This window comes from Methyloprofundus sedimenti, from assembly GCF_002072955.1.
Lineage (GTDB): Bacteria > Pseudomonadota > Gammaproteobacteria > Methylococcales > Methylomonadaceae > Methyloprofundus > Methyloprofundus sedimenti.
Window position 1 is genome coordinate 1,674,641 of sequence record NZ_LPUF01000001.1, and the last position, 21,009, is coordinate 1,695,649.

The window sequence follows — 21,009 nt, forward strand, 5'->3', positions numbered from 1 at the left end:
CATGAAAGATAAATACAAGATTATTGAGCATGAATATGATGTCGTGGTTGTTGGTGCAGGTGGTGCCGGATTGCGGGCAACTTTTGGAATGGCTGAAAAAGGCTTAAAGACAGCCTGCATTAGTAAAGTGTTTCCAACCCGTAGTCATACCGTTGCAGCACAAGGCGGTATCAGTGCTGCGCTGGGTAATAACGGTGAAGATGACTGGCGCTGGCATATGTATGATACGGTTAAAGGTTCTGACTGGTTAGGTGATCAGGATGCCATTGAATATATGTGCCGTGAAGCAATCCCGGCAGTTTTAGAGCTAGAACATTATGGGGTACCGTTCTCGCGTAACGAAGATGGCAAAATTTATCAACGCGCTTTTGGTGGCATGACCACCCATTTTGGCGAAGGCACAGCGCAACGGACTTGCGCCGCAGCGGATGTCACTGGTCATGCTATTTTGCATACGCTTTATCAGCAGTCATTGAAACATGAAGCCGAGTTTTTTGTCGAATACATTGTTATCGATTTAATCATGGAAGAGGGTGCTTGTCGTGGAGTCCTGGCTTGGTGCCTGGATGACGGTTCCATGCATGTGTTTAAAGCTCATACTGTGGTTATAGCGACTGGCGGATATGGACGTTGTTTCTTTTCCTGTACTTCTGCACATACGGTCACCGGTGATGGTAGCGCAATGGTATTACGTGCAGGACTGCCTTTGCAGGATATGGAATTTATTCAATTTCATCCAACTGGAATTTATGGCGCAGGGTGCTTGATTTCCGAAGGGGTGCGCGGGGAAGGTGGTTATTTAACCAACTCCAAAGGCGAGCGTTTTATGGAAGAGTATGCGCCGCATGCAAAAGATTTAGCCTCACGTGATGTGGTCAGTCGGGCTATCACCATGGAAGTTAATGCGGGGCGTGGTATTGGAGAACATCAGGATCATGCTTATTTACATGTTGAGCATCTGGATCCTGAAGTTATTAATGAACGTTTACCAGGTATTTCTGAATTAGCCCGGATTTTTGCTGGAGTCGATGTTACCAAGGAACCTATCCCTGTTATTCCTACGGTGCATTACAATATGGGCGGTATTCCAACTAATTATAAAGCTGAAGTCGTGACCTTAAAAGATGGCAATCCTGATACGGTTGTCCCGGGCTTGATGGCCATTGGCGAGGCCGCCTGTGTTTCAGTGCATGGTGCTAACCGTTTAGGGTCTAATTCCTTATTGGATCTGGTGGTTTTTGGTCGTGCGGCAGCGATTCGTTGTGCTGAATTGATTAAACCGGGAACTGCGCATAAACCCTTAGCAGAGGGCGCTTATGATAAAGCCCTGGCACGTTTTGACCGCCTGCGTTTTGCTGAAGGGTGCTTAAAAACCGCCGAGATACGTATGAATATGCAAAAAACCATGCAATCGCATGCCGCTGTATTTAGATCTGGAGATACTCTGGCGCAAGGCGAGCAAAAAATTGCTGACATTCGCGCTTCTTTTGCTGATGTCAATACCACCGATCACTCCCTGATCTGGAATACCGATTTAGTCGAAACGCTGGAACTGGAAAATCTTCTGGATTTGTCACTGGTCACTATTGCCGCTGCATCCAATCGCACCGAAAGTCGTGGTGGACATGCACGAGATGATTTTCCGGACAGAGATGATGAAAACTGGTTAAAACATTCGCTGTTATGGATTGAAGATAATAAAGTCAAGATTGATTATCGTCCTGTACATATGTATACCTTAACCGATGAAGTTGAAATGATCCCACCCAAAAAGAGGGTTTACTAATGGTTGAATTTACGCTGCCAAAAAATTCAGTTGTCCAAAAAGGCAAATTTTTTTCTGCACCGGAAGGTGCAACACGCATTAAACGAGTTGAGGTGTATCGCTGGGATCCTGATACCGATGAAAATCCGCGCATAGATTGCTACGATATTGATCTGGATCAATGTGGTGAAATGGTGCTGGATTTAATTCTTAAAATAAAAGATGAAATCGATAGTAGTCTGGCTTTTAGACGTTCCTGTCGTGAGGGCGTGTGTGGTTCATGCTCAATGAATATCAATGGCAAAAATTCCCTGGCATGTATTAAAGCGATTTCTGATTATAAGGGGACAATTAAAATCTTTCCATTACCGCATCTGGACGTGGTTAAGGATCTGGTTGCAGATATGACCCATTTTTATGCGCAATATGCCTCCATTAAACCGTGGATAGAAACACAAACGCCACCTCCGGCCGATAGTGAACGCTTGCAGAGTGTTGAAGAACGCAAACAGTTAGATGGCTTATATGAGTGTGTGTTGTGTGCCTGCTGCTCAACCAGTTGTCCTAGCTATTGGTGGAATAGTGAGAAATACCTTGGCCCTGCTGTTTTGTTACAGGCTTCTCGCTGGTTAAATGATAGTCGTGATGAGAATACCGGTGAGCGTTTAGATGATTTGCAAGATCCATTTAAATTGTATCGCTGTCACACCATTATGAATTGTACTGATACCTGTCCGAAAGGTTTGAATCCGGCAAAAGCGATTGCTGATATCAAAAAAATGCTGCTGGTAAGGCAGGAAGGTTAATGGCTTAATGCAAGATTTGAAACGCCTGCGCTGGCAGTGCCGGCGCGGAGTGAAAGAGCTGGATGCTGTACTCTGCGCTTATTTGGACAGTTATTATGTAGCGTCAAGTCCAAGCGATCAGCATTTATTTAGCGAATTATTAGCATTAGAAGATGATCTGTTAATTGCCTGTTTTTTTGCTAAAAATTTCCCTGAAAAAGAAGAGTTAAAACCGCTTGTTGAGAAAATCCGAAGTACCTTTGTGGGTTGAAGTAAAACAATCCCGTTACTTACTGGCTTTTATTATTGTTGTACATGTTCTGGTGACGCTTAGTTGCTTATTACTGCCTGTAACGATTGCTTCAAAAATGTTATTAAGCTTTTTGCCTGTTTGCAGTCTATACTTTTACTTAAAACGGTATACACAAGGGTTTTATACTTTCACGTTAAGACATACTGAGGAATTTTCCTGGGAACTGGTCGAACACAATGACTACTCCTATCTGCGCATTTTAAAATCCAGCGTACTCACTTCATTTATTATTATTCTGCAGGTTGAGATAGATAAAAAACACCGGAGTTTACTGATTTGTCGCGATGCCGTATCGGCCGAGACATACCGACAGCTTTTCGTGGCATTAAAAATCATGACACTGGAATAACTGAGATATTGTCTGTTGCTGAATATTATTCTGACAAGTTAGTAGCCAAAAAAAATTAACATTTTTCTCACAGAGAACACAATGTTTTTTTATGTAACCTTTGTCTTCTCAGTGCTTGTGTCGAAATTTCTTTATATTTTTTTGTTACAATAATTTTGAACGACTATTTATCACCTGAAATAGTTTAAAATTATCTAAACAATTTTCTTTTTACAATTTTTGTTATGCAACAAACATCGTTAGAAACGATTCAGACCCTGGTGTCAGTAAGGGATTATATCCGCTGGGCTGCCAGCCGTTTTGCGGAAGCAAAGCTATTTCATGGACATGGCACAGCAACAGCTCTGGATGATGCCGCCGCTTTGATTTTTCATAGCTTGCATCTTCCGTATGACTTATCCGAAAGCTATTTTAGTGCTCGCTTGACAGTAGATGAACGACATAAAATTGTTGATCTTGTTAATCGCCGTATCAAGACTCGTATTCCATCGGCTTATTTAATGCATGAAGCTATTTTTGCCGGTTTACCTTTTTATGTAGATGAGCGCGTTTTAGTGCCCAGGTCGCCCATAGCTGAATTAATTCGTGAGCAGTTTGCGCCCTGGGTTGATGCTGATCAGGTGCAGCATGTTCTGGATTTATGTACCGGTAGCGCCTGCATTGCGATTGCCTGTGCCTATGCTTTTCCTGATGCGCATGTTGATGCAGTGGATTTGTCGGAAGATGCTCTGGAAGTGGCGAAAATCAATGTCGCTAAACATCAAGTAGAAGAACAGTTAACACTGTATCATTCAGACTTGTTTGCTGCATTACCCGTACGTAAATATGATTTAATTGTATCCAATCCGCCTTATGTAGCTATAAACGAATGGGAACAGCTCCCTGCCGAGTTTCATGCCGAACCTGAAATGGGTTTTACCGGTGGAGAGACAGGGCTGGATCTGGTCATTAAAATATTAGTGGATGCGGCAGATTTTCTCAGTGCTCAAGGGGTTTTAATTGTAGAAGTAGGCAGTAGTGCAGAGACATTGCAAACAAAATTTCCTGCCGTGCCATTTTTGTGGCTGAATTTTGAGCAGGGCGGTGATGGGGTATTTTTACTGAGTGCAGAGCAAGTGTTTGCATTTAATCAATTATTTAGAGAGGCATTAGGCTAAGTATGTCAGGTAATAGCATAGGAAAATTATTTACAGTCACGACTTTTGGTGAAAGTCATGGTATTGCATTAGGTGCAACCGTTGATGGCTGTCCGCCGGGGCTAGAGATATCAGAAGCAGATTTGCAGGGCGACCTGGATCGGCGTAAACCTGGCACCTCAAGACATACCACACAACGCCGTGAAGCCGACCAGGTAGAAATTCTATCGGGTGTCTTTGAAGGTAAAACAACAGGCACACCGATTGGCTTGCTGATTAAAAATACCGATCAGCGTTCAAAAGATTATGCCAATATCGCTGAAACCTATCGACCAGGCCATGCGGATTATGTTTACGACCATAAGTATGGTTTTAGAGATTATCGTGGTGGCGGTCGTTCTTCAGCTAGAGAAACGGCAATGCGCGTTGCTGCGGGCGGTATTGCCAAAAAATATTTAAAGCAACAGTATGGTATCGAGATTCGCGGTTATTTATCTCAATTAGGCCCGATTAAAGTCGAAACTATTGATTGGGCAGCAATGGATAATAGCGAGTTTTTTTGTCCTGATGCGAGTAAGGAAGCAGAATTAGTGGCTTATATGGATGCCTTGCGTAAACAGGGTAATTCAATTGGTGCAAAGGTCAATGTCATGGCAAGTAATGTACCGCCAGGATTGGGTGAGCCTATTTTTGATAGACTCGATGCCGAATTAGCGCGTGCTTTAATGAGCATTAATGCGGTTAAGGGCGTGGAAATTGGCGATGGTTTTGACTGTGTCAACAGTAAAGGGACTGATTTTAGAGATGAAATGACCCCTGAGGGTTTTTTAAGTAATCATGCCGGAGGTATTTTAGGTGGTATTTCCAGTGGCCAGGATATTGTCGCGAGCATTGCTTTAAAACCGACTTCTAGTCTGCATTTGCCCGGGCGCAGTATCAACCGGCAAGGCGAGGCAATTGAAGTAGTCACTAAAGGTCGTCATGATCCTTGTGTGGGTATTCGTGCCACGCCGATAGCCGAGGCGATGATGGCGATCGTGCTAATGGATCATATGTTGCGTCATAGAGCACAAAATTATGATGTGCAGTCGACTTTGCCGGTGTTGCGATAAAATAATAAAGATTGAAGAGTGTGTGATGACTGACAAGGATCAATAAATCTAACATGGAATCATCTATTGCAATCTAAAACCCCTTATTGGCGCTTATCAGGTTTTTATTTTTTTTATTTTGCAACGCTGGGAGGTTTTTTACCTTTTTGGAGTTTGTATCTTAAAGAGTGCAGTTTTAGTGCGGCTGAAATTGGTGAATTAACCGCATGCATGGTGGGTACCAAAATCATTGCACCTAATCTTTGGGGCTGGATTGCGGATCAAACCGGAAAAAGTTTACGCGTTATTCGCATTGCCTCTTTTTTTGCAATGGTTTTATTTGCCGGTTTTTTATATAAGCAATCTTTTCAGTGGTTTGCCTTCGTTACTGTCAGTTTTAGTTTTTTCTGGAATGCGGCATTACCACAGTTTGAAGCAGCTACACTGCATCACTTAAAAGCAGAACAGCATCGCTATAGCCATATTCGCCTATGGGGGTCGATAGGGTTTATAGTGACGGTTTCGGGGGTAGGTTATTTACTGGATTTATATTCAATTAAATTATTGCCTTATTTAATTGTTTTACTGTTAGCCAGTATCTGGTTAATTTCCTTGCTGACACCCGAGGTGTCAACTGCTAAAGCAAGTCAGGCGGCAGTGAGAATTTGGCAAATTGTTAAACAGCCAGAAATTATTGCTTTTTTGCTGGTATATATGTTGTTACAAGCTGCGCATGGCCCGTATTATGTCTTTTTTTCGATATATTTAAAGCAACTTGGCTATTCATCTAGCATGATTGGTATGCTTTGGTCTCTTGGCGCTGGGGCTGAGATTATTGTGTTTATTTTTATGCGCCAGTTATTAAAGTTTGTTTCTTTACGTCGAATTTTGTTAGTTAGTGCTTTGTTATCGATTTTAAGATGGTTGATGATCGCGTGGTATGCGGATAATCTATACATTTTACTCAGTGCACAGGTCTTGCATGCGGCTACTTTTGGCACAGCACATGTTGCGGCCATTCATCTAGTGCAAAGTTATTTTGGCCAGCATCATCAAGGTAAAGGACAAGCGCTTTATAGCAGCTGCAGTTTTGGTTTGGGCGGTATGTTAGGCGGCTTGTATAGTGGCTATGCCTGGGATATTTATGACGGGCATTTGGTGTACAGTTTTGCAGCAATTTTAAGTGCTTTAGCGTATATTATTGCAGTTATCTGGGTAGGTAAGGGCAAAGCGTTTTGTCATCAATAAAAACAAATAATATAGGTAAAATTAGTGTTTGAGTTAATTCAAAGTGGGGGCTTATTAATGATCCCCATACTTTTTTGTTCAGTTATGGCAATGGGTATTGTGGGTGAACGTCTCTGGACTTTGCGTAAAAAGAAAATTCTACCGCCGGAAATGGTGTCCCAGGTCTGGAATCTGGCGAAAGCCAGAAAGCTGGATGCCAAGACTTTAAAACATTTAAAGGATAGTTCTCCGTTAGGCAGAATTTTGGCGGCCGGACTGATGAGTCGAAGCCTTGGACGCGATGTAATGAAAGAATCTATCGCTGAATCCGGCAGACAAGTCGCACATAAACTGGAGCGATTTTTAAATACCCTCGGTACCATTGCCACGATTACACCATTACTTGGTTTGCTGGGTACAGTGGTTGGAATGATTAAAGTATTTGCCGCGATTGTCAGTCACGGAGTCGGTGATCCGGCAGTCTTGGCGGGAGGTATTTCCGAAGCATTGATTACCACAGCCGCAGGTCTGGTTGTAGCGATTCCCTGTGTTATTTTTCACCGTTATTTTGATGGCCTGGTAGATGCCTATGTTCTTAATATGGAAGAAGAATCTATAAAATTAATTGAAGTAATTCACGGTACACATGAAGAATTAGAATGAACTTTCGCAATAAAAAATCTAAAGCCCCGGATATTTCTATGACACCCATGATTGATGTGGTGTTTTTGTTGCTCATTTTTTTTATGGTCACAACAACTTTTAGCAGGGAATCTATTATAAAAGTCATGTTGCCAGAAGCGGATGGGCAACAAGCCGAAAAGCAGAACCAGGCATTGATGTTGACGATTGACAAATTAGGTCAGTATTTTATTGATGATAAAGCATTGAGTGACAATAGTCTGGATACATTAGCCAGGGAATTAACGGCGAGTAAAAACAATAAAAATATTCCTTTAATTATTAGTGCGGATGCTGGTGCACCCGTGCAGTCAGCAATTTCAGTTCTGGATATTGCATCAACGGCAGGTTTTTCCAGCATCACTTTTGCAACGCAGAAACGAGAATAATATGCAACAATTAATCGCTAAGTTTGTCGATGAAGTCTGGTATAAAGATCATTTTATTGGTACCTGGCTTATGCCTTTGTCATTTATCTTCAGAGATGTAACAAGGTTTAGACGCTGGCTGTATAAAAAAGGTTATAAGTCGGTAGACAAATTGCCTGTACCTGTGATTGTTGTCGGCAATATAACCGTGGGTGGTACCGGAAAAACGCCAGTGGTTATTTATCTGGTTGAACAGTTAATAGCTGCTGGGTATACCCCGGCAGTGATTAGCCGTGGTTATGGCGGGCAATCTGCAACCTGGCCGGCCAGAGTAAATGTAGATAGTGATGCAGCAATAATTGGTGATGAGCCTTTACTGATTGCTCAGCAGACCGGATGTCCTGTTGCAGTTGGACCAGTAAGGGCGGATTCCGCCAGACTGTTACTGGAAAATGCCAGTATAGATGTGATCATTTCAGATGATGGCCTGCAGCATTATGCTTTGTATCGCGATATTGAGATTGTCGTGATTGATGGAGTGCGCCGCTTTGGCAATAATTTTTGCTTGCCTTCAGGGCCTTTACGCGAGCCACAAGAGCGTATACAAGAAGTTGATTTTGTTATTTGTAACGGAGGCGAAGCAGAAGAGAATGAAATTCTGATGCAACTGGAGGGGGGGGATGCGGTTAATATGCAAACCCAGGAACATAAACCTTTAGCAGAATTTAGAGATATGCAGTGTCATGCCTTAGCCGGTATTGGTAATCCACAAAGCTTTTTTGATTTACTGGAAAAACAGGGCGTAGTGTGCCAGGCGCATCCCTTTCCAGACCATTATGCATTTACCGAGAAAGATATTCTATTTAATGCAGCGGAGGCGGTTCTGATGACCGAAAAAGATGCGGTCAAGTGTCGCTCCTTTTCATCCGCACAGCACTGGTATGTTCCTGTAAAAGCGACGGTGGAGGGCAGCTTTATGGAAAAGCTTATTGCTTTATTAAAAACAAAATAAGTCTGTAACTTTCATTCTCATCAAGCGTTGAATGCTGATTTAGTTGCACGATAAAAAAACTATATTTTGTGCGAGATATTCTTGATACTCGTCAGCACTGTCAATAATTGCCACGCCACGAATAAGCTCACCGTTTGAGATATTGCGTATTGCTAAATCAGCTTTACTGACGCAAAGATTAAGATGAGCAAATGTCTTGCTGGTCAGCGCCGCCTTGATATTATCTTGTTTAGCAGCGTAGACAGCATTATCTTTTAAGATAAGCGTGTCGCCTGAGTGCATTTGTTCTAAAAAGGAAAGTTGGATGGGGAATTTATCGATAATATGTAACATAAGTTTACCTGCCTAGTATTTTTATAGAAAATTTACATTAAATAGTTAATGTAAATATATAAAATATAAAGATATTAATAATATTAGTACATTTTTATTGACTTTCCAAATAGATTACTTAAATTTAATGTAATATATTAAGTTGACATTGGTAAGTTGTTGAATTTATTTAAATAGAGTTGTTGTTGTGAATAAAGAAAAAATTTTGGATAGGGCTCAACAGTATTGGATACTAGCGCGATTTAATAAGCCAATTGGAATATTAATCTTATTGTGGCCTGCTTTATGGGCGCTCTGGATAGCGAGTTCAGGGCTACCGAATATTCTGGTATTGGCAGTGATTTGTCTTGGTGTGGTATTAATGCGTGCCGCAGGGTGCGTTATTAATGACTACGCGGACAGAGATTTTGATCCGCATGTGGAACGTACAAAATTAAGGCCTATGGCATCCGGGGACGTTAAACCAAAAGAGGCTTTGGCTTTGTTTGGTATATTATGTGTAAGTGCCTTCGGATTAGTCTTATTGCTCAATCAATACACCATCATGCTATCTTTTGGCGGTGCTTTTCTGGCAGCTAGCTATCCGTTTATGAAACGCTATACGCAGTTACCCCAGGCTTATCTGGGTATTGCATTCGGCTGGGCCGTGCCTATGTCATTTGCCGCACAAAGTAATGAAATTCCTGCTGTCGCCTGGTTGTTGTATCTGGCAACTGCCTTGTGGGCTATGGTCTATGACACGATGTATGCAATGGTTGATAAAGAAGATGATTTAAAAATAGGCGTTAAATCAACAGCGATTTTATTTGGCGATAAAGAACGCGAAATCATGGCCATACTGCAAATAATAATAATGCTTTTGTTGATTCAAATAGGGCGTATGCAGGATTTATCCTGGATTTATTATGTAACCCTGTTATGCGCAAGTGGTTTTTTTATCTATCAGCAAAAACTGATTTTTCATCGTAAAAAAGCTGATTGTTTTAAAGCATTTTTAAATAGTAATTTGTTTGGTTTAACGATTTTTGTCGGCCTGGTATTGGAATTTTCTTTTAATTAATAGTGAGCTTGATGTATTTCATTACTTTTAATTTAAGGTGCGAGTAATTTCTGGTGCAATAGGCATGATGCGAGCCATGCACAGATCCGCACCTACAGTACTTCAGGAAGGCGGGAGCCGAGAAGGGCGCGGCTCCCCGTAAAGATTTGGTCTGTATTGTGCTCCTTCTTACTACCCCCGTTTTGCCGCTTGAATATGCATCCAGTCACGATTCTCGGTACGCCCCAGACTTAGCCAGCCCTCCTGCTCCCATAATGCCCACCATGCATCTAAATCCGGATGAGCCAGACTTGCTTTTTGACTGTCCCAGTGTAATTTATTTCTTGATGGAAACCAGTCGATAGAAATCCCCCAGGCATGAGTTGACCAGGCTGAAACACTGCCGCGTTTTTTACGACAATTCATACTGCCGCCATAACGATCCAGGCCAAATTGTTTAATTCCATTAATGCCATATGTGTCATAGGTATTTTGCAGAATACCAGCGAGACTATCAGCCAGTTTCTTATGTATGGTAATTTTGTTTGTGGTGGTCCTAAGATCCCAATCCAGACGAAGGTTCCAGGGGCAGGGCACTTGAACCAAAGGAATTTCACAAGGTTTACCATAAAATTCGTTAAGGGAATTAATATTTTCTAAAGGAAAGTTATGCGGATTAATTCGTCTAGGATTAATATCACCAAAGCCACGTGGAATCGATCCCGTAGCAAGTAGAGCAGAAAGTTGTTTAACGGCACTTGCAGTTGTAGGCCCATTGAAGCCATCAATCTTCCCGGCGTCTATATTGTTTTCATGACAAAGTAATTGTAAATAAGCAATAGCCTGTCTTTTGTCTGACCAGTTTTGCCAGTCATCAGGAAGACTGGAGCTTCTTTGAGCTAAAGCTTTTTCAATTGCTGTGTTGGTTTGCGTCCCTCGCTTGCCATCTATAGCGCCAGTATAAAGGCGAGTATCAAATAGTTTTTTCTGGATCAGACGGATATCACTGGTTTTCATTTTTTTCTCCCAAACAAAATTTCTATGATATAGAGATCAATACTGCATAAGTATACCGACCCCATTTTTAAGCTCTGTCTCACCTGATTTTCAGCAATGAATACGATCAAAGTTGGCTTCGGATAACAAAAAAGAAAATATAAATTTCTTATCCATTTATCAGCCCCTTGTTTTCCCCCCGGTTCCAGTATGAACATCCATAAAGAGCGAGTAAATCTGATTAGATGAATGGGGTTGTGGGAGGTTATATTGCGATACCTAAACTAATGCAAAAAACAGATTAAATTTTCGGCTCAGCCTTGCCACTTTGGTCCATCTTGTCTTTGAAATCACTCCAGTGAACTATGTCTTCAACAAAATAATCAAACGCGCGTTCTGGCTCAGTTACCTTTTTACTTTTATTTTCTAAATCCAGAATATATAAACTACGCAATACACCCTGGCGTCTATATCCCTGATCTTTTCTGGGCAGTATCTGATCTCGCCAGGTACCGAAATTTATATAAGTACTCGGGTGTTTGCCACCAATATCGGGCTGTTCCTGTAAAGGAATATGGGTATGACCTTCTCCGTGTATCTGGAATCCATAATGCAGGTATTCAGGTAAAAAAGCGGGAAATTTACGCATTTCCCGCAAATTTACACCTTTATTATGATGTCGGTCGATAAGGGCAAGAAATTTCATTAACCAGGCAATAGCGGTAATTTCCAGGCCATAACCAATTTTTTGTAGCAAGACAAGCATTTTCTTGACTATTCTAAAGCCAATACGCCGGATAACAGGGGAGGTCTGATAAGTAAAATCCCAGCTCAGCCATTCGATAATACAACGATAAAGTGTATCTTCAATGATATGTATGGCATTTTTCTGTTTTAGACGTGTTGTTTCAAGCACCTGATTGCTTTGTGCTTGTTTGTTTTCACCGCGCATTCGATCTGCTTCGACAAGAATTCTTGTTAACGCTGTATAGGTAGGACGATATAAATCCAGCTCATCCAGAATACAATTTAATCGTTTATTTTTATAGCCTTCTTTTTCTAACTGATCTTTTACTTTGTAGATAAAAGTTGATAGCACACCTGCTGCTACTGAATCGCCAAAACAGGGCAGAAAAAAAGGCGAGTAGTGTAATTTTTTCCACTTCTCAATGCTCCAGCCATCCGCAACTGACCAGCCCGTTGAATCCTTTTTTGGGTCAACCTCTCGACTATTCGCTTTATCTCGCCATTGACCATGCGTGGTAAAAAAACGGAATCCGGTATCACCATAATAAAAAGGTAAATACGGCGCAACGCTTCTATCATCAAACATTGTTTCATTGCCGTACATACGCCCGATAGCCTGACGTTCTTGCAGCGAGATGTCCTGTATTTTTATGCCTAATCCCTGTTCATAAAAATAGCTTAATGCTTTTTGATCACAGAACAATTCCTTGTCATGATTACCGATAGTAATGACAATTTTTACTTTATCCTTAACGATTCCTGCTACATCTCTTTCCAAGCGGTCTGCTAAGCTTGACAGTGATGCAAAAAAATCCCTATGCTTATTTTCGACGATGTCTTTAATGATTAGATTAACAACGTCAGAGAATTCCTGTTCACGGTCACGCTCCCATGGATAAATGCCTTTCTCTGCCCATCGACCGCTACGGATCATGTCTACGATATCACCATCCAGAACAAACAAAACCTCATTGATATAATAGGTTTTACAGCGCTCTACCAGTGAATCATAAAAGCTATCCCAGATAAATTTGCCCAGATTCTGAAAGCCGACAGTTCCATCCGTTAAATGAATATCACTGACACAAACGCAAAGACGGTTTCCACGTTTATTGTCTTTATGTGTTTCAGCAATTAATTCCATATACTGATTTTCGACCGCTGCATAGCCTGCAAACTGAACCACTTTCAGCCATGCAGATTTCAGACTATGTGAATTGCTTGTGTCAGTATTCATACCTTTTTGCCTCTTTATATAATCCTGTAAAAGCCAGTTACTTTCAGTTTCTAGTGCTAGTTCCTGATTCTACTGTACTTAAAAAATACCCACTGAAGCTTATGAAAAACCAGGATTTTTTTAGACACTTTAAACCTGAGAATATCAGTTAAACACTAGCCATAAAAGCAGATGGTTGCATATAAAATTTATTACTTACTTTCCATTTCCTGATGTCTTTTGCCCGGATTTCCACAAATTCAATGTTTAGCTTATGTTTCCAGGTTCAATCCAGTTTATTACACTATAAATCCCAGCCCTGTTAATTTTCTAGGATAATTTACCTCCCGTATCAGGACTTATACCTGTAATCCCCTCTGCCACACGCTCGGATAATGCAGATATTGTGGCGACTGGATTCGCACCGACAGCAGTGGGTAACAATGCCCCATCAGCAACATATAAGCCTGTATAGCCAAAGACCTGACCGAAGGTTTCAACATTGGCACTGGTTACTCCATTTTCAGGGCTGTCAGCTAACCGACATCCTCCCAGAGAATGTACGGTAATATTGCTTTTCATAGGCCATAGCCAGTTGGGAAGCGGAATAAACACCTTGCCGCCGGTCCATTCCTTAAAGCGTTTACCTACATCCAGAATTGCCTGATACAAGGACATGCTATCTTTATAAGGCCAATCAATATTAATAAAGCCCTTATCACCCAGTTTTATCGTACCGTTACTTTTATCTAAGCCCATACATAACAAGACAACGCTGTTAAACGACGCATCTCCCTTTAATAGTTCATTAAAGGCATAGCCTATAGGCCCTGTAGTGATGCCCTGTAAAAAACGGGCTGTAAAAAGTTTAGCTGTTCTAACAAAAGCATTGAAATGAGATAAACCAGGTTTGATGCCTTCAACATACCATGCAGCAAAATTGGGGTAACTTGCATCTTCCAGTACAAAAGCACGCTCTTTATCGAAATTCTTAAATAAATTGTAATCAGTTTTCTGAGTGATAACCGGGCCATAATTTGGGTCGGCAGGCTTTTCTCCTTCAATAACAAATGATAAGAAATCACCATTTCCCGAGAAATGTTTACCCAGGTTGTCATTAATATCAGGCAATGTTTTGTAGATATCCCGACAACGCATTAATAGCTCATTAGATCCTAGTGTACCTGCTGAAACGACAACTCTCTGTGTAATTGCACTGCATTCAGTCTTGGCATTATTCAGGTCTAACCAGAAAACTTTATAGCCATAATCCCCTGTTGCAGCCGGATCCTCGGCGCCTTGTTCATTTAAGGGCACAATTTTTTCTGCCAGCACCTCTGTTTGTATTTGCGCCTTATGCTCATTTTCAGCAACAAACAAATAATTTAAATCGACTGTATTTTTTGAATGCGTATTGCAGCCAACATCGCATTCAGCACAATAAACACAGGAGGTTTGTATTGCACCATATCTATTTTTTTCCTGAACGCCAATATCTAATGGCTTCTCAAAGTCATTGCCAAAGAACACATTGATATCGACTAATTCAGAATCATGACCATCATGTTTGGCAAAATCATTAAATAACTCAGTGCGAATAATTTGTCGACGCGGATCATCATTTTGTGGAATAGGTCTTGCCCCCAGCACTGATTTAGCTGCCTGGTAATAAGGTTGTAAGACTTCCTTTTTGCAGGTTTCTGGCCAGTTTTCGTCAAATACTGCATCGGGCGGCTGCAAAAACACATTGGCATATATCAGCGAGCCACCACCCAAACCTGCACAAACTAACGCATCAATATGATCAAACAGACGTATATCAAACATACCATGGCTATCAGTACTGCCGATATTTTTAGGTCTATTACGTCCTTCACGCACAATATTCCAGAAATTATTGGCCATATCATGTGGTTTACGCGGAAACGACCCCATGGGATAGCGCTTGCCACGCTCCAGTAACATCACTTTACCGGGCCATTTTTTTGCTAAACGACAGGTATTAATGGAACCGCCAAAACCGCTACCGATAACAATCGCTTCATAATCATATTTTATTGCCATAGAATTTTCCTCAATGGTTTAATTAAATTTTTTATATATTTCCATTTAGAACATGGGAATGTCTTACATATGTCATACAGCGGCATGAAACCTGGTATTTCCCGCTAGCTATACAGGCAAAAGTGCATGGAAACCAGAAAGTATTTTAATGCCAAATTGCACGCGCGGTCCTTTAGCCCCGATTGATAATGTTGCTATCGCGGCTAAAGGCCGCGCGTACAAAAAATTATTGCGTCTTATCCTGCATGCTTAACATAGCTATCCCAAAGTTCACCCATAAAAAACTTTCCAAATGTACCGATAGTTTTTAGCTTATCCGTACTTGAACTGGTGTGTAACACTTCTATCGTTGAGACCAGTTTTAACAAGTCGGTAACGCCCAGAGTTAAAATTCCGGCACCAACAACCGGCCCAGATTTATCGACACCTTTATGTAATTGAGTATACAAAGTAGTTGTACCAGGCCATAAGTCAATAATTGACTCGTCACGTACTTTTTTCTTGCCTGCCAGATAATAAGACTCGCCTTGATGTTCGAAGCCCAGTTCATAAACCATCAATTTAAGTTTAGGGTCTTCTGTTGGATAAAATAGATTAAAAACACCTGTACTCGCTGCTATTCCCATCCCCATGGGTGGAAAATCAACTGTTCCCGTTAACTTTGCAGAATGATCACGCTGCGCTACAAATTTATCAATATCATCAATATCAACTTGAGCATGCATTGCCAATTCAGTCCCTGCCTGTTTCCCGAGATTACTCCCTTTCTCCGGGTCAGTTGCATCTAATGAAAAGCCACCTGCCATTGTTTCCTTAAATTGAATGCCTGGATTTAGTTCTGTCATTTTGGTCACATAGGGTTCAAAAGGAACCCCCTCCGGTTTCATGTTATTAAAGTAAGCTCTCGCGTCAGACCGCCCCATTTCGATCAGAGTTGCATGAGATATTTCACCCAGATACAGTGCTGAATCCAAAGGTAATGGATGTTCTGGCTTGATTAAGTGGAGAGTAATGGGTTGTTGATGTCCGTAAACCTGTTCTCCTTGCATAATTCTGCTGTTAATGTGTTTAATTTGTTCTAACTCTTTTTGTAAGGCGCCATTTGCACTCATTTCCAGCATTTGCACATAGATGTTAAGCGCTCCGCCTCGATATCTTGGGACATTACCCATAATCCAGATCAACCAGAGCTCGTTAGCGCCTCTTTTGACGGCTTCCATTAAATTCGCATCTTGAATAAACCCCGAATCCAGATAAGCGATATCATTGATGATAACGGGTGGTAAGGTACCGGGAAGCGACATGCCTGCAATTAAGAAATCTTCAGTCATATCCTGATGTTCGATCACCTCATTCATTTTAGTACTGAAATTACACACATTGAAGGTTCCCTGAACCCCTTCTGCGGCACGAATCTTTTCAAAATTAATACCCAAATGAGGGTAAACCTGCTCGCGGAACCCTTGTGAACTACTTGCACCTTTAAAATCTTTGACTTTGAGGATATCTTTAAGCGGCATAAAAGAAATAGTATTTAACATATCTAAAGTTCGCCATCGTTCACAGATGTCATCTATAGGCACGCCGGAAAGTAACATCGCCAGATTCAGTGACCCGCCAGACGTACCATCCATATGTTGGAACTTAAGATCGTGTTTAAATATTTCCTGTAGTGCCCCCGCTGCATAAGATAGGCGCAATCCGCCTCCGGGCAGAATTAATGCTCTTTTAGGTAAATTATGATTACCTGCCGCTGCACCTTGCGGTATATGAGTTAGATTAGTCATAAAAGTTAATTCTCTCGCTATTACTATAGACCCTCAGTTTTTATTTTTCTGGAATAGGCGCTGTCGGTGGACTAAGCCACTCCTCACTTAAACCAAGATTGATAACCGATTCCAGGCCTTCAGGTAGGGTATCCGGTAACTGTTCATAATCCAGAAACCAGCTTTCTATATGATCATCCAGTGTGCCATTAATCGAAGGCAGGAACATTGTGGCAATAGCCTCGCCAATTTCCAGTTCTTTCATCGCCTGTAATCTTGGATGATCGCCAATGACGAAACGTGCTTTGGCTTTTTTAAATAAATGCACACCAAATTTAGTATCTAATAAAATATCCGATTTCATTAGCATACCGCGAAAAGAACAATAATTAGAGGCCCTGGTTTTTACAGGTATGCAGGTTTTTTTAGGCTTTTCAATTTCAACATAAGTCACCAACTTGCCATCCAGATCATATTGGCTGCTTACTTTATTGTCCTCTATTTCAAAATTCAAATGACCTTGATGTTTTGGCATACCCCATATTCCCTTGCCACCTTTAACTGATATTTCAGAGGAAACTGGCAAATCCACAACGTATTGACCTGTTTTAAAGAAATTCATAAATATAGCAGGTAATAATCTGGGTGCTGGTTTTGCCCCATGAGTACACGCTATCGCAATACTGTATTCGATATACTTACCGATAGTCGTTTCTTTATAGTCAATCACGGTAATAACCAGTAAAGCTTTTTTCCATAGACGAAATGGATGGATACCTGCGGGAAGAAACTGCTTTGCTTTCTCCGGATTTATTGGAAAAATAGCCATCAATGCAGGTGAATTACTGGTATTGACGGGAAGCTTAAAGGGAATCCCGTCCACTAATGAATAACGACCGGTATATTGCTTTATACGCTGGGGAATGCAAAACATATTATTACCTCTTGAGCAGTGTTTATTAAGTGTTAGTTTTTTCCAGTTCTTGAATAATTAAAGGAAAGGTATCTTGTGCCGCATTTTTACCCATAAACACATCAAGGTGCCCGTAATCAGGCAGGATGTGAAGTGTATGGTAATTTTGACGCAGAGCAGAAAAGTACTCATAAGTGTTTAGCTGACTTTGAGGCAGAAAACATAAATTGTTTGCACCGGTAAAAAAAGCGAATCGTGCGTCTGTTTTAGGCGTTGCCTGGACAAAATCATCTGGTAATTCTTTAAATCCCTGAACAGAAACCAGATTTCCAACGTTGATGCAGCGGGTAATTTGTTCAAAAAAGCATAAAGGAACGGCAGCAAATTCCTCCTTCAACCATTCATGGGTTTCCTCATTCAAATTTTCATGACTCCACAGCGCTGGAAAGCCGCTGCCATAAGTAAAGCTGACTTGCTTACAAACGGCATTATTGCATTCATGATGGGTCAGATTGACTAACAAGGTTATTATTTTTGCAATCAACGTAGGCGCCTGTACACCCCAGTGAGGATTGAGATACTGGCTCATGACTTTAACTAAGGGTAATAAATAGGTGAGTTTAAAGAGTGACCATTTAGACACCACAGGATGTAGTGATACGGCATTACTTACAATGGTTGTGACTTCTGGAATTAATCCGGCCATTGCGGACATGGTAAAACTGGTTGAGCCCTGGCAATGGATAATCGCCTTGATCTCACTGACGCCTGTTTCTGCAATAACCGTTTTTACCGCCTGAGGATGATCATATAAGGCTGCCTGATCCAGCGTCCATAAGTTCGGCGCAAAATCGATGCTTGCCCTCCAGTTTTCCAGCCAGACATCATAGCCCTGTGCTATTAATGCATCGACAATCGTCACCTCTACTGGTGCCCGAAAAATATTGGCACGTACGCCAGCACCATGAACTAAAAGCACAGGACATTTACTGGGCGGCTTTTCTCCTTGAACATTAATCAGGTTTAATGCCATCCCATCCCCTGCAGTAAAAGGAATGACTCTTTCAGTATATTTGTGTTTAAAAGCGGGGACTTCGGCTACCATTTTTGACTCCTTATAGCTTAGGAATATGCATAAAATAAATTTTTCATGTTATGAGCGCAGGGGGCTTGAATACACTTGCAGACCGGCCGTCCGCGCTCTCAAAAAAAACAGCTTACTCAAGTTATTTGCGGCACATCTCCTGATTGGAAAAACTTTCAAAAAAAAAGACTAAGAGCGTTAGCAAATCAGCGACAAAAGGTTTAAGAGGATAAGAATACACCATTTACCCTAAAAACAAATGACCCATATGGGTCAAAATAATGCCCTTTTTACTTATCTATCCAATAACGTTAGGTAACGACGTCTACAAAAAGAGTTAAACAAATGTAACCGTTCACTTTCTGAGACGTTTTCCCCCAGGCTCCACAGGGAAGAGGGGGAAAGTTAAAATAGATTATTCTTTTCCTTACCATTCTGCCAATTTGAGTTTAGTTTCAATTTTTTTAATTTTACCGCTCTGCATCTCTTCCTTAATAAGGTTTCCTTCCTTGTCAAATGCTCGAACAGTGAGCCGCTGTTTATTTCGATCTATATCAAGCCGGCAAAAATTATCTTCTTGTGTGAAATTATCCGCTTTGTAATCCATTTTGACACCATTCGCCAGGTCAAAGGTATCCTGTTGATTTTCCAGAGTTGAGTCATGAACATAGTTGGATGGGTCGCCATCTGCAAAAGGGAATGGCCAGTAAAAGGCTGAAGAAGTGATAGAAAATGCCCTTAGATTATTAGCCTCTTCAGTACCGGAAAAAATGATTTGCGCAACATTCGAGCAATGAATATCGCCAGATAAAAAAATAACATTTTGAATATTATTTTCTACAATATAATCCAGCAGAACTTTTTTTGTCGTAGGGTAGGCAGGCCAGGAATCACTCTCTTCTTTATTGCATTTACTTGACTTTTCTCTGGCATCAATTGGGTTAGGAGCAAACACACTAGAAGTAACCAGAAATTTTGGCGTATTCCCACGCTGGTTTTGTTGATTAAGTAGCCATTCCAGCATGCGTGATAATTGATTTGGCTCACCACCCAGTGCAGGCCTACCCAGCATATGATTTTCACTTAGATCCTTATTTTCAGTATTCAGATATCGTTGTGTCCGGGTATCCAGCACAAAATACGGGTAACCTCCACATTCAAAGGTGTAATATAAACGTGTACCAAACGTTCTTGGTCCGTGGCACCATTGATAGCTCATATAAGCATTCATGGCCAACACGAATAATTGACGTTTTGATCCATTCACAAAGCGATCTTGAGTCCAGTTATCCTCAATCTCATGATCATCCAGAATCATATATTGAGGTACAATACGTAGCAGCTCACGCATATTTAATGAACTAAATGCGCTTTGGTAACGTTCTTGAAATTCCTCAAAGGTATCAGCGCGACCCACAGGAACCGATCGATTTAACTTATCCGCATATATTTGATCACCGACCATCAGCACAAATCTGGGTGCTGGTTCCTTTTTACTTGGTTTAGAGACTTGTCTGGCAATGGGCCCAAAAATGCGATCGGCATGTTTAGTTCGCCAGAGTATGCCAGGAAACCGGCAAGAACCTAGAATAAAACTATATTGATCAATCAGCTTGTTGGCATCAGGAAATGTCTGGAATTCTGCAATGGAACGGACACCCTCCAGTTGCTGATCATCTAACAGAATATCTCGCCAGACTTTTGCATCAGGTAATCGAGAGACAAGTTCCTGATCATTTATCATGAAGTCATCGGGAAATGGATCATCAATTGTTAAAGTAGCGACCCTTACGGTATATTTTGTATCAGCTTGTAAAGGTTGAAAATCAGTAGCTGAGTCTATACCAGACTCTTTACCTAGTAGAAATGTACCGGTACGATCATACTCTCGATGCAGTCTAAAATAATAAATAGGAGAATCCGTAACGGTTTTACCATTAATAGCAATGATGGTAATAATACCAAGAGTTCGCCGCGATGCAGACAGATCAGTCTTTTCATCTTCCGGATCACCAGCCCTGATCCAGATTCGACAACAATCATCGGCGGTATGCCCAACAATAGGACCTAATCCCGGAATACGTAAACTACTCATAATCTACTCCTGATAAATTAAAGTTGCTG

The 21,009-nt window shown here is 41.2% G+C and carries 19 protein-coding genes; 11 read left to right on the forward strand and 8 right to left on the reverse strand.

The features are described 5' to 3' along the window. Position 1: 1 nt before the first annotated feature. The 10 genes from sdhA (at position 2) to lpxK (ending at position 8,727) form a co-directional block, all read left to right on the forward strand. A complete protein-coding gene (gene sdhA / locus AU255_RS07450; RefSeq protein ID WP_080522286.1) occupies positions 2 to 1,786 on the forward strand; it encodes a succinate dehydrogenase flavoprotein subunit in 1,785 nt (594 codons plus the stop codon). Then, positions 1,786 to 2,571: a succinate dehydrogenase iron-sulfur subunit gene (locus tag AU255_RS07455; protein WP_080522287.1), complete on the forward strand. Its 786-nt coding sequence runs from the start codon at positions 1,786 to 1,788 to the stop codon at positions 2,569 to 2,571. Before sdhA ends, AU255_RS07455 begins: the two co-directional genes overlap by 1 nt. Before the next feature lie 7 nt (positions 2,572 to 2,578). Further along, on the forward strand, positions 2,579 to 2,821 hold the full coding sequence (locus AU255_RS07460; protein ID WP_080522288.1) for an FAD assembly factor SdhE: 243 nt from the start codon (positions 2,579 to 2,581) through the stop codon (positions 2,819 to 2,821). Next, entirely contained in the window at positions 2,787 to 3,212 is a 426-nt protein-coding gene (locus AU255_RS07465; RefSeq protein WP_143735886.1) for a protein YgfX, read from the forward strand. Before AU255_RS07460 ends, AU255_RS07465 begins: the two co-directional genes overlap by 35 nt. Before the next feature lie 224 nt (positions 3,213 to 3,436). Next, positions 3,437 to 4,369, forward strand: a complete 933-nt coding sequence (gene prmB, locus AU255_RS07470; protein ID WP_080522290.1) for a 50S ribosomal protein L3 N(5)-glutamine methyltransferase — start codon at positions 3,437 to 3,439, stop codon at positions 4,367 to 4,369. Positions 4,370 to 4,371: 2 nt separating this feature from the next. Further along, entirely contained in the window at positions 4,372 to 5,460 is a 1,089-nt protein-coding gene (gene aroC, locus AU255_RS07475; RefSeq protein ID WP_080522291.1) for a chorismate synthase, read from the forward strand. A 66-nt stretch (positions 5,461 to 5,526) separates the two neighbouring features. Next, positions 5,527 to 6,687 carry an MFS transporter gene (locus AU255_RS07480; protein ID WP_080522292.1) on the forward strand — a complete coding sequence of 387 codons (1,161 nt, stop codon included), beginning with the start codon at positions 5,527 to 5,529 and terminating at the stop codon, positions 6,685 to 6,687. 24 nt (positions 6,688 to 6,711) lie between these two features. Next, positions 6,712 to 7,329 carry a MotA/TolQ/ExbB proton channel family protein gene (locus AU255_RS07485; protein ID WP_198942561.1) on the forward strand — a complete coding sequence of 206 codons (618 nt, stop codon included), beginning with the start codon at positions 6,712 to 6,714 and terminating at the stop codon, positions 7,327 to 7,329. Continuing rightward, positions 7,326 to 7,736: an ExbD/TolR family protein gene (locus AU255_RS07490; protein ID WP_080522293.1), complete on the forward strand. Its 411-nt coding sequence runs from the start codon at positions 7,326 to 7,328 to the stop codon at positions 7,734 to 7,736. The genes AU255_RS07485 and AU255_RS07490 overlap by 4 nt, the downstream gene beginning before the upstream one ends. Position 7,737: 1 nt before the next feature. After that, positions 7,738 to 8,727, forward strand: coding sequence for a tetraacyldisaccharide 4'-kinase (gene lpxK, locus AU255_RS07495; protein WP_080522294.1), 990 nt, complete (start codon positions 7,738 to 7,740; stop codon positions 8,725 to 8,727). A 39-nt stretch (positions 8,728 to 8,766) separates the two neighbouring features. On the opposite strand, the gene AU255_RS07500 is transcribed toward lpxK, so the two are convergent. Further along, positions 8,767 to 9,060 carry a DsrH/TusB family sulfur metabolism protein gene (locus AU255_RS07500; RefSeq protein WP_080522295.1) on the reverse strand — a complete coding sequence of 98 codons (294 nt, stop codon included), beginning with the start codon at positions 9,058 to 9,060 and terminating at the stop codon, positions 8,767 to 8,769. Positions 9,061 to 9,247: 187 nt separating this feature from the next. Between AU255_RS07500 and ubiA the strand changes: the two genes are divergently transcribed. Then, on the forward strand, positions 9,248 to 10,120 hold the full coding sequence (gene ubiA / locus AU255_RS07505; protein WP_080522296.1) for a 4-hydroxybenzoate octaprenyltransferase: 873 nt from the start codon (positions 9,248 to 9,250) through the stop codon (positions 10,118 to 10,120). A 171-nt stretch (positions 10,121 to 10,291) separates the two neighbouring features. Here ubiA and AU255_RS07510 read toward each other — a convergent pair whose 3' ends face one another. The 7 genes from AU255_RS07510 to AU255_RS07545 form a co-directional block, all read right to left on the reverse strand. Then, a complete protein-coding gene (locus tag AU255_RS07510; RefSeq protein WP_080522297.1) occupies positions 10,292 to 11,116 on the reverse strand; it encodes a hypothetical protein in 825 nt (274 codons plus the stop codon). A 280-nt stretch (positions 11,117 to 11,396) separates the two neighbouring features. After that, the gene (locus AU255_RS07520) at positions 11,397 to 13,079 is read right to left on the reverse strand and encodes a metallophosphoesterase family protein (RefSeq protein ID WP_080522299.1); all 1,683 of its coding nucleotides are present in this window, start codon (positions 13,077 to 13,079) and stop codon (positions 11,397 to 11,399) included. 309 nt (positions 13,080 to 13,388) lie between these two features. Then, entirely contained in the window at positions 13,389 to 15,122 is a 1,734-nt protein-coding gene (locus AU255_RS07525) for a GMC oxidoreductase (RefSeq protein WP_080522300.1), read from the reverse strand. A gap of 236 nt (positions 15,123 to 15,358) precedes the next feature. Next, positions 15,359 to 16,909 (reverse strand): patatin-like phospholipase family protein, encoded by a 1,551-nt coding sequence (locus tag AU255_RS07530; protein WP_080522301.1) that lies wholly within the window; start codon positions 16,907 to 16,909, stop codon positions 15,359 to 15,361. 40 nt (positions 16,910 to 16,949) lie between these two features. Beyond that, complete coding sequence (locus AU255_RS07535) at positions 16,950 to 17,822, reverse strand: acetoacetate decarboxylase family protein (protein WP_080522302.1); 873 nt, start codon at positions 17,820 to 17,822, stop codon at positions 16,950 to 16,952. A gap of 25 nt (positions 17,823 to 17,847) precedes the next feature. Continuing rightward, a complete protein-coding gene (locus AU255_RS07540) occupies positions 17,848 to 18,906 on the reverse strand; it encodes an alpha/beta hydrolase family protein (RefSeq protein ID WP_080522303.1) in 1,059 nt (352 codons plus the stop codon). A gap of 406 nt (positions 18,907 to 19,312) precedes the next feature. Further along, positions 19,313 to 20,980 (reverse strand): alkaline phosphatase D family protein, encoded by a 1,668-nt coding sequence (locus tag AU255_RS07545; RefSeq protein WP_080522304.1) that lies wholly within the window; start codon positions 20,978 to 20,980, stop codon positions 19,313 to 19,315. Between the last annotated feature and the right edge of the window lie 29 nt (positions 20,981 to 21,009).

Bases quoted from the DNA above. Each gene is read 5' to 3' on its own strand.
- sdhA (WP_080522286.1), top strand. From the start codon at position 2: ATGAAAGATAAATACAAGATTATTGAGCATGAATATGATGTCGTGGTT.
- AU255_RS07455 (WP_080522287.1), top strand. From the start codon at position 1,786: ATGGTTGAATTTACGCTGCCAAAAAATTCAGTTGTCCAAAAAGGCAAA.
- AU255_RS07460 (WP_080522288.1), top strand. From the start codon at position 2,579: ATGCAAGATTTGAAACGCCTGCGCTGGCAGTGCCGGCGCGGAGTGAAA.
- prmB (WP_080522290.1), top strand. From the start codon at position 3,437: ATGCAACAAACATCGTTAGAAACGATTCAGACCCTGGTGTCAGTAAGG.
- aroC (WP_080522291.1), top strand. From the start codon at position 4,372: ATGTCAGGTAATAGCATAGGAAAATTATTTACAGTCACGACTTTTGGT.
- AU255_RS07490 (WP_080522293.1), top strand. From the start codon at position 7,326: ATGAACTTTCGCAATAAAAAATCTAAAGCCCCGGATATTTCTATGACA.
- lpxK (WP_080522294.1), top strand. From the start codon at position 7,738: ATGCAACAATTAATCGCTAAGTTTGTCGATGAAGTCTGGTATAAAGAT.
- AU255_RS07500 (WP_080522295.1), bottom strand. From the start codon at position 9,060: ATGTTACATATTATCGATAAATTCCCCATCCAACTTTCCTTTTTAGAA.
- AU255_RS07510 (WP_080522297.1), bottom strand. From the start codon at position 11,116: ATGAAAACCAGTGATATCCGTCTGATCCAGAAAAAACTATTTGATACT.
- AU255_RS07520 (WP_080522299.1), bottom strand. From the start codon at position 13,079: ATGAATACTGACACAAGCAATTCACATAGTCTGAAATCTGCATGGCTG.
- AU255_RS07525 (WP_080522300.1), bottom strand. From the start codon at position 15,122: ATGGCAATAAAATATGATTATGAAGCGATTGTTATCGGTAGCGGTTTT.
- AU255_RS07530 (WP_080522301.1), bottom strand. From the start codon at position 16,909: ATGACTAATCTAACTCATATACCGCAAGGTGCAGCGGCAGGTAATCAT.
- AU255_RS07535 (WP_080522302.1), bottom strand. From the start codon at position 17,822: ATGTTTTGCATTCCCCAGCGTATAAAGCAATATACCGGTCGTTATTCA.
- AU255_RS07540 (WP_080522303.1), bottom strand. From the start codon at position 18,906: ATGGTAGCCGAAGTCCCCGCTTTTAAACACAAATATACTGAAAGAGTC.
- AU255_RS07545 (WP_080522304.1), bottom strand. From the start codon at position 20,980: ATGAGTAGTTTACGTATTCCGGGATTAGGTCCTATTGTTGGGCATACC.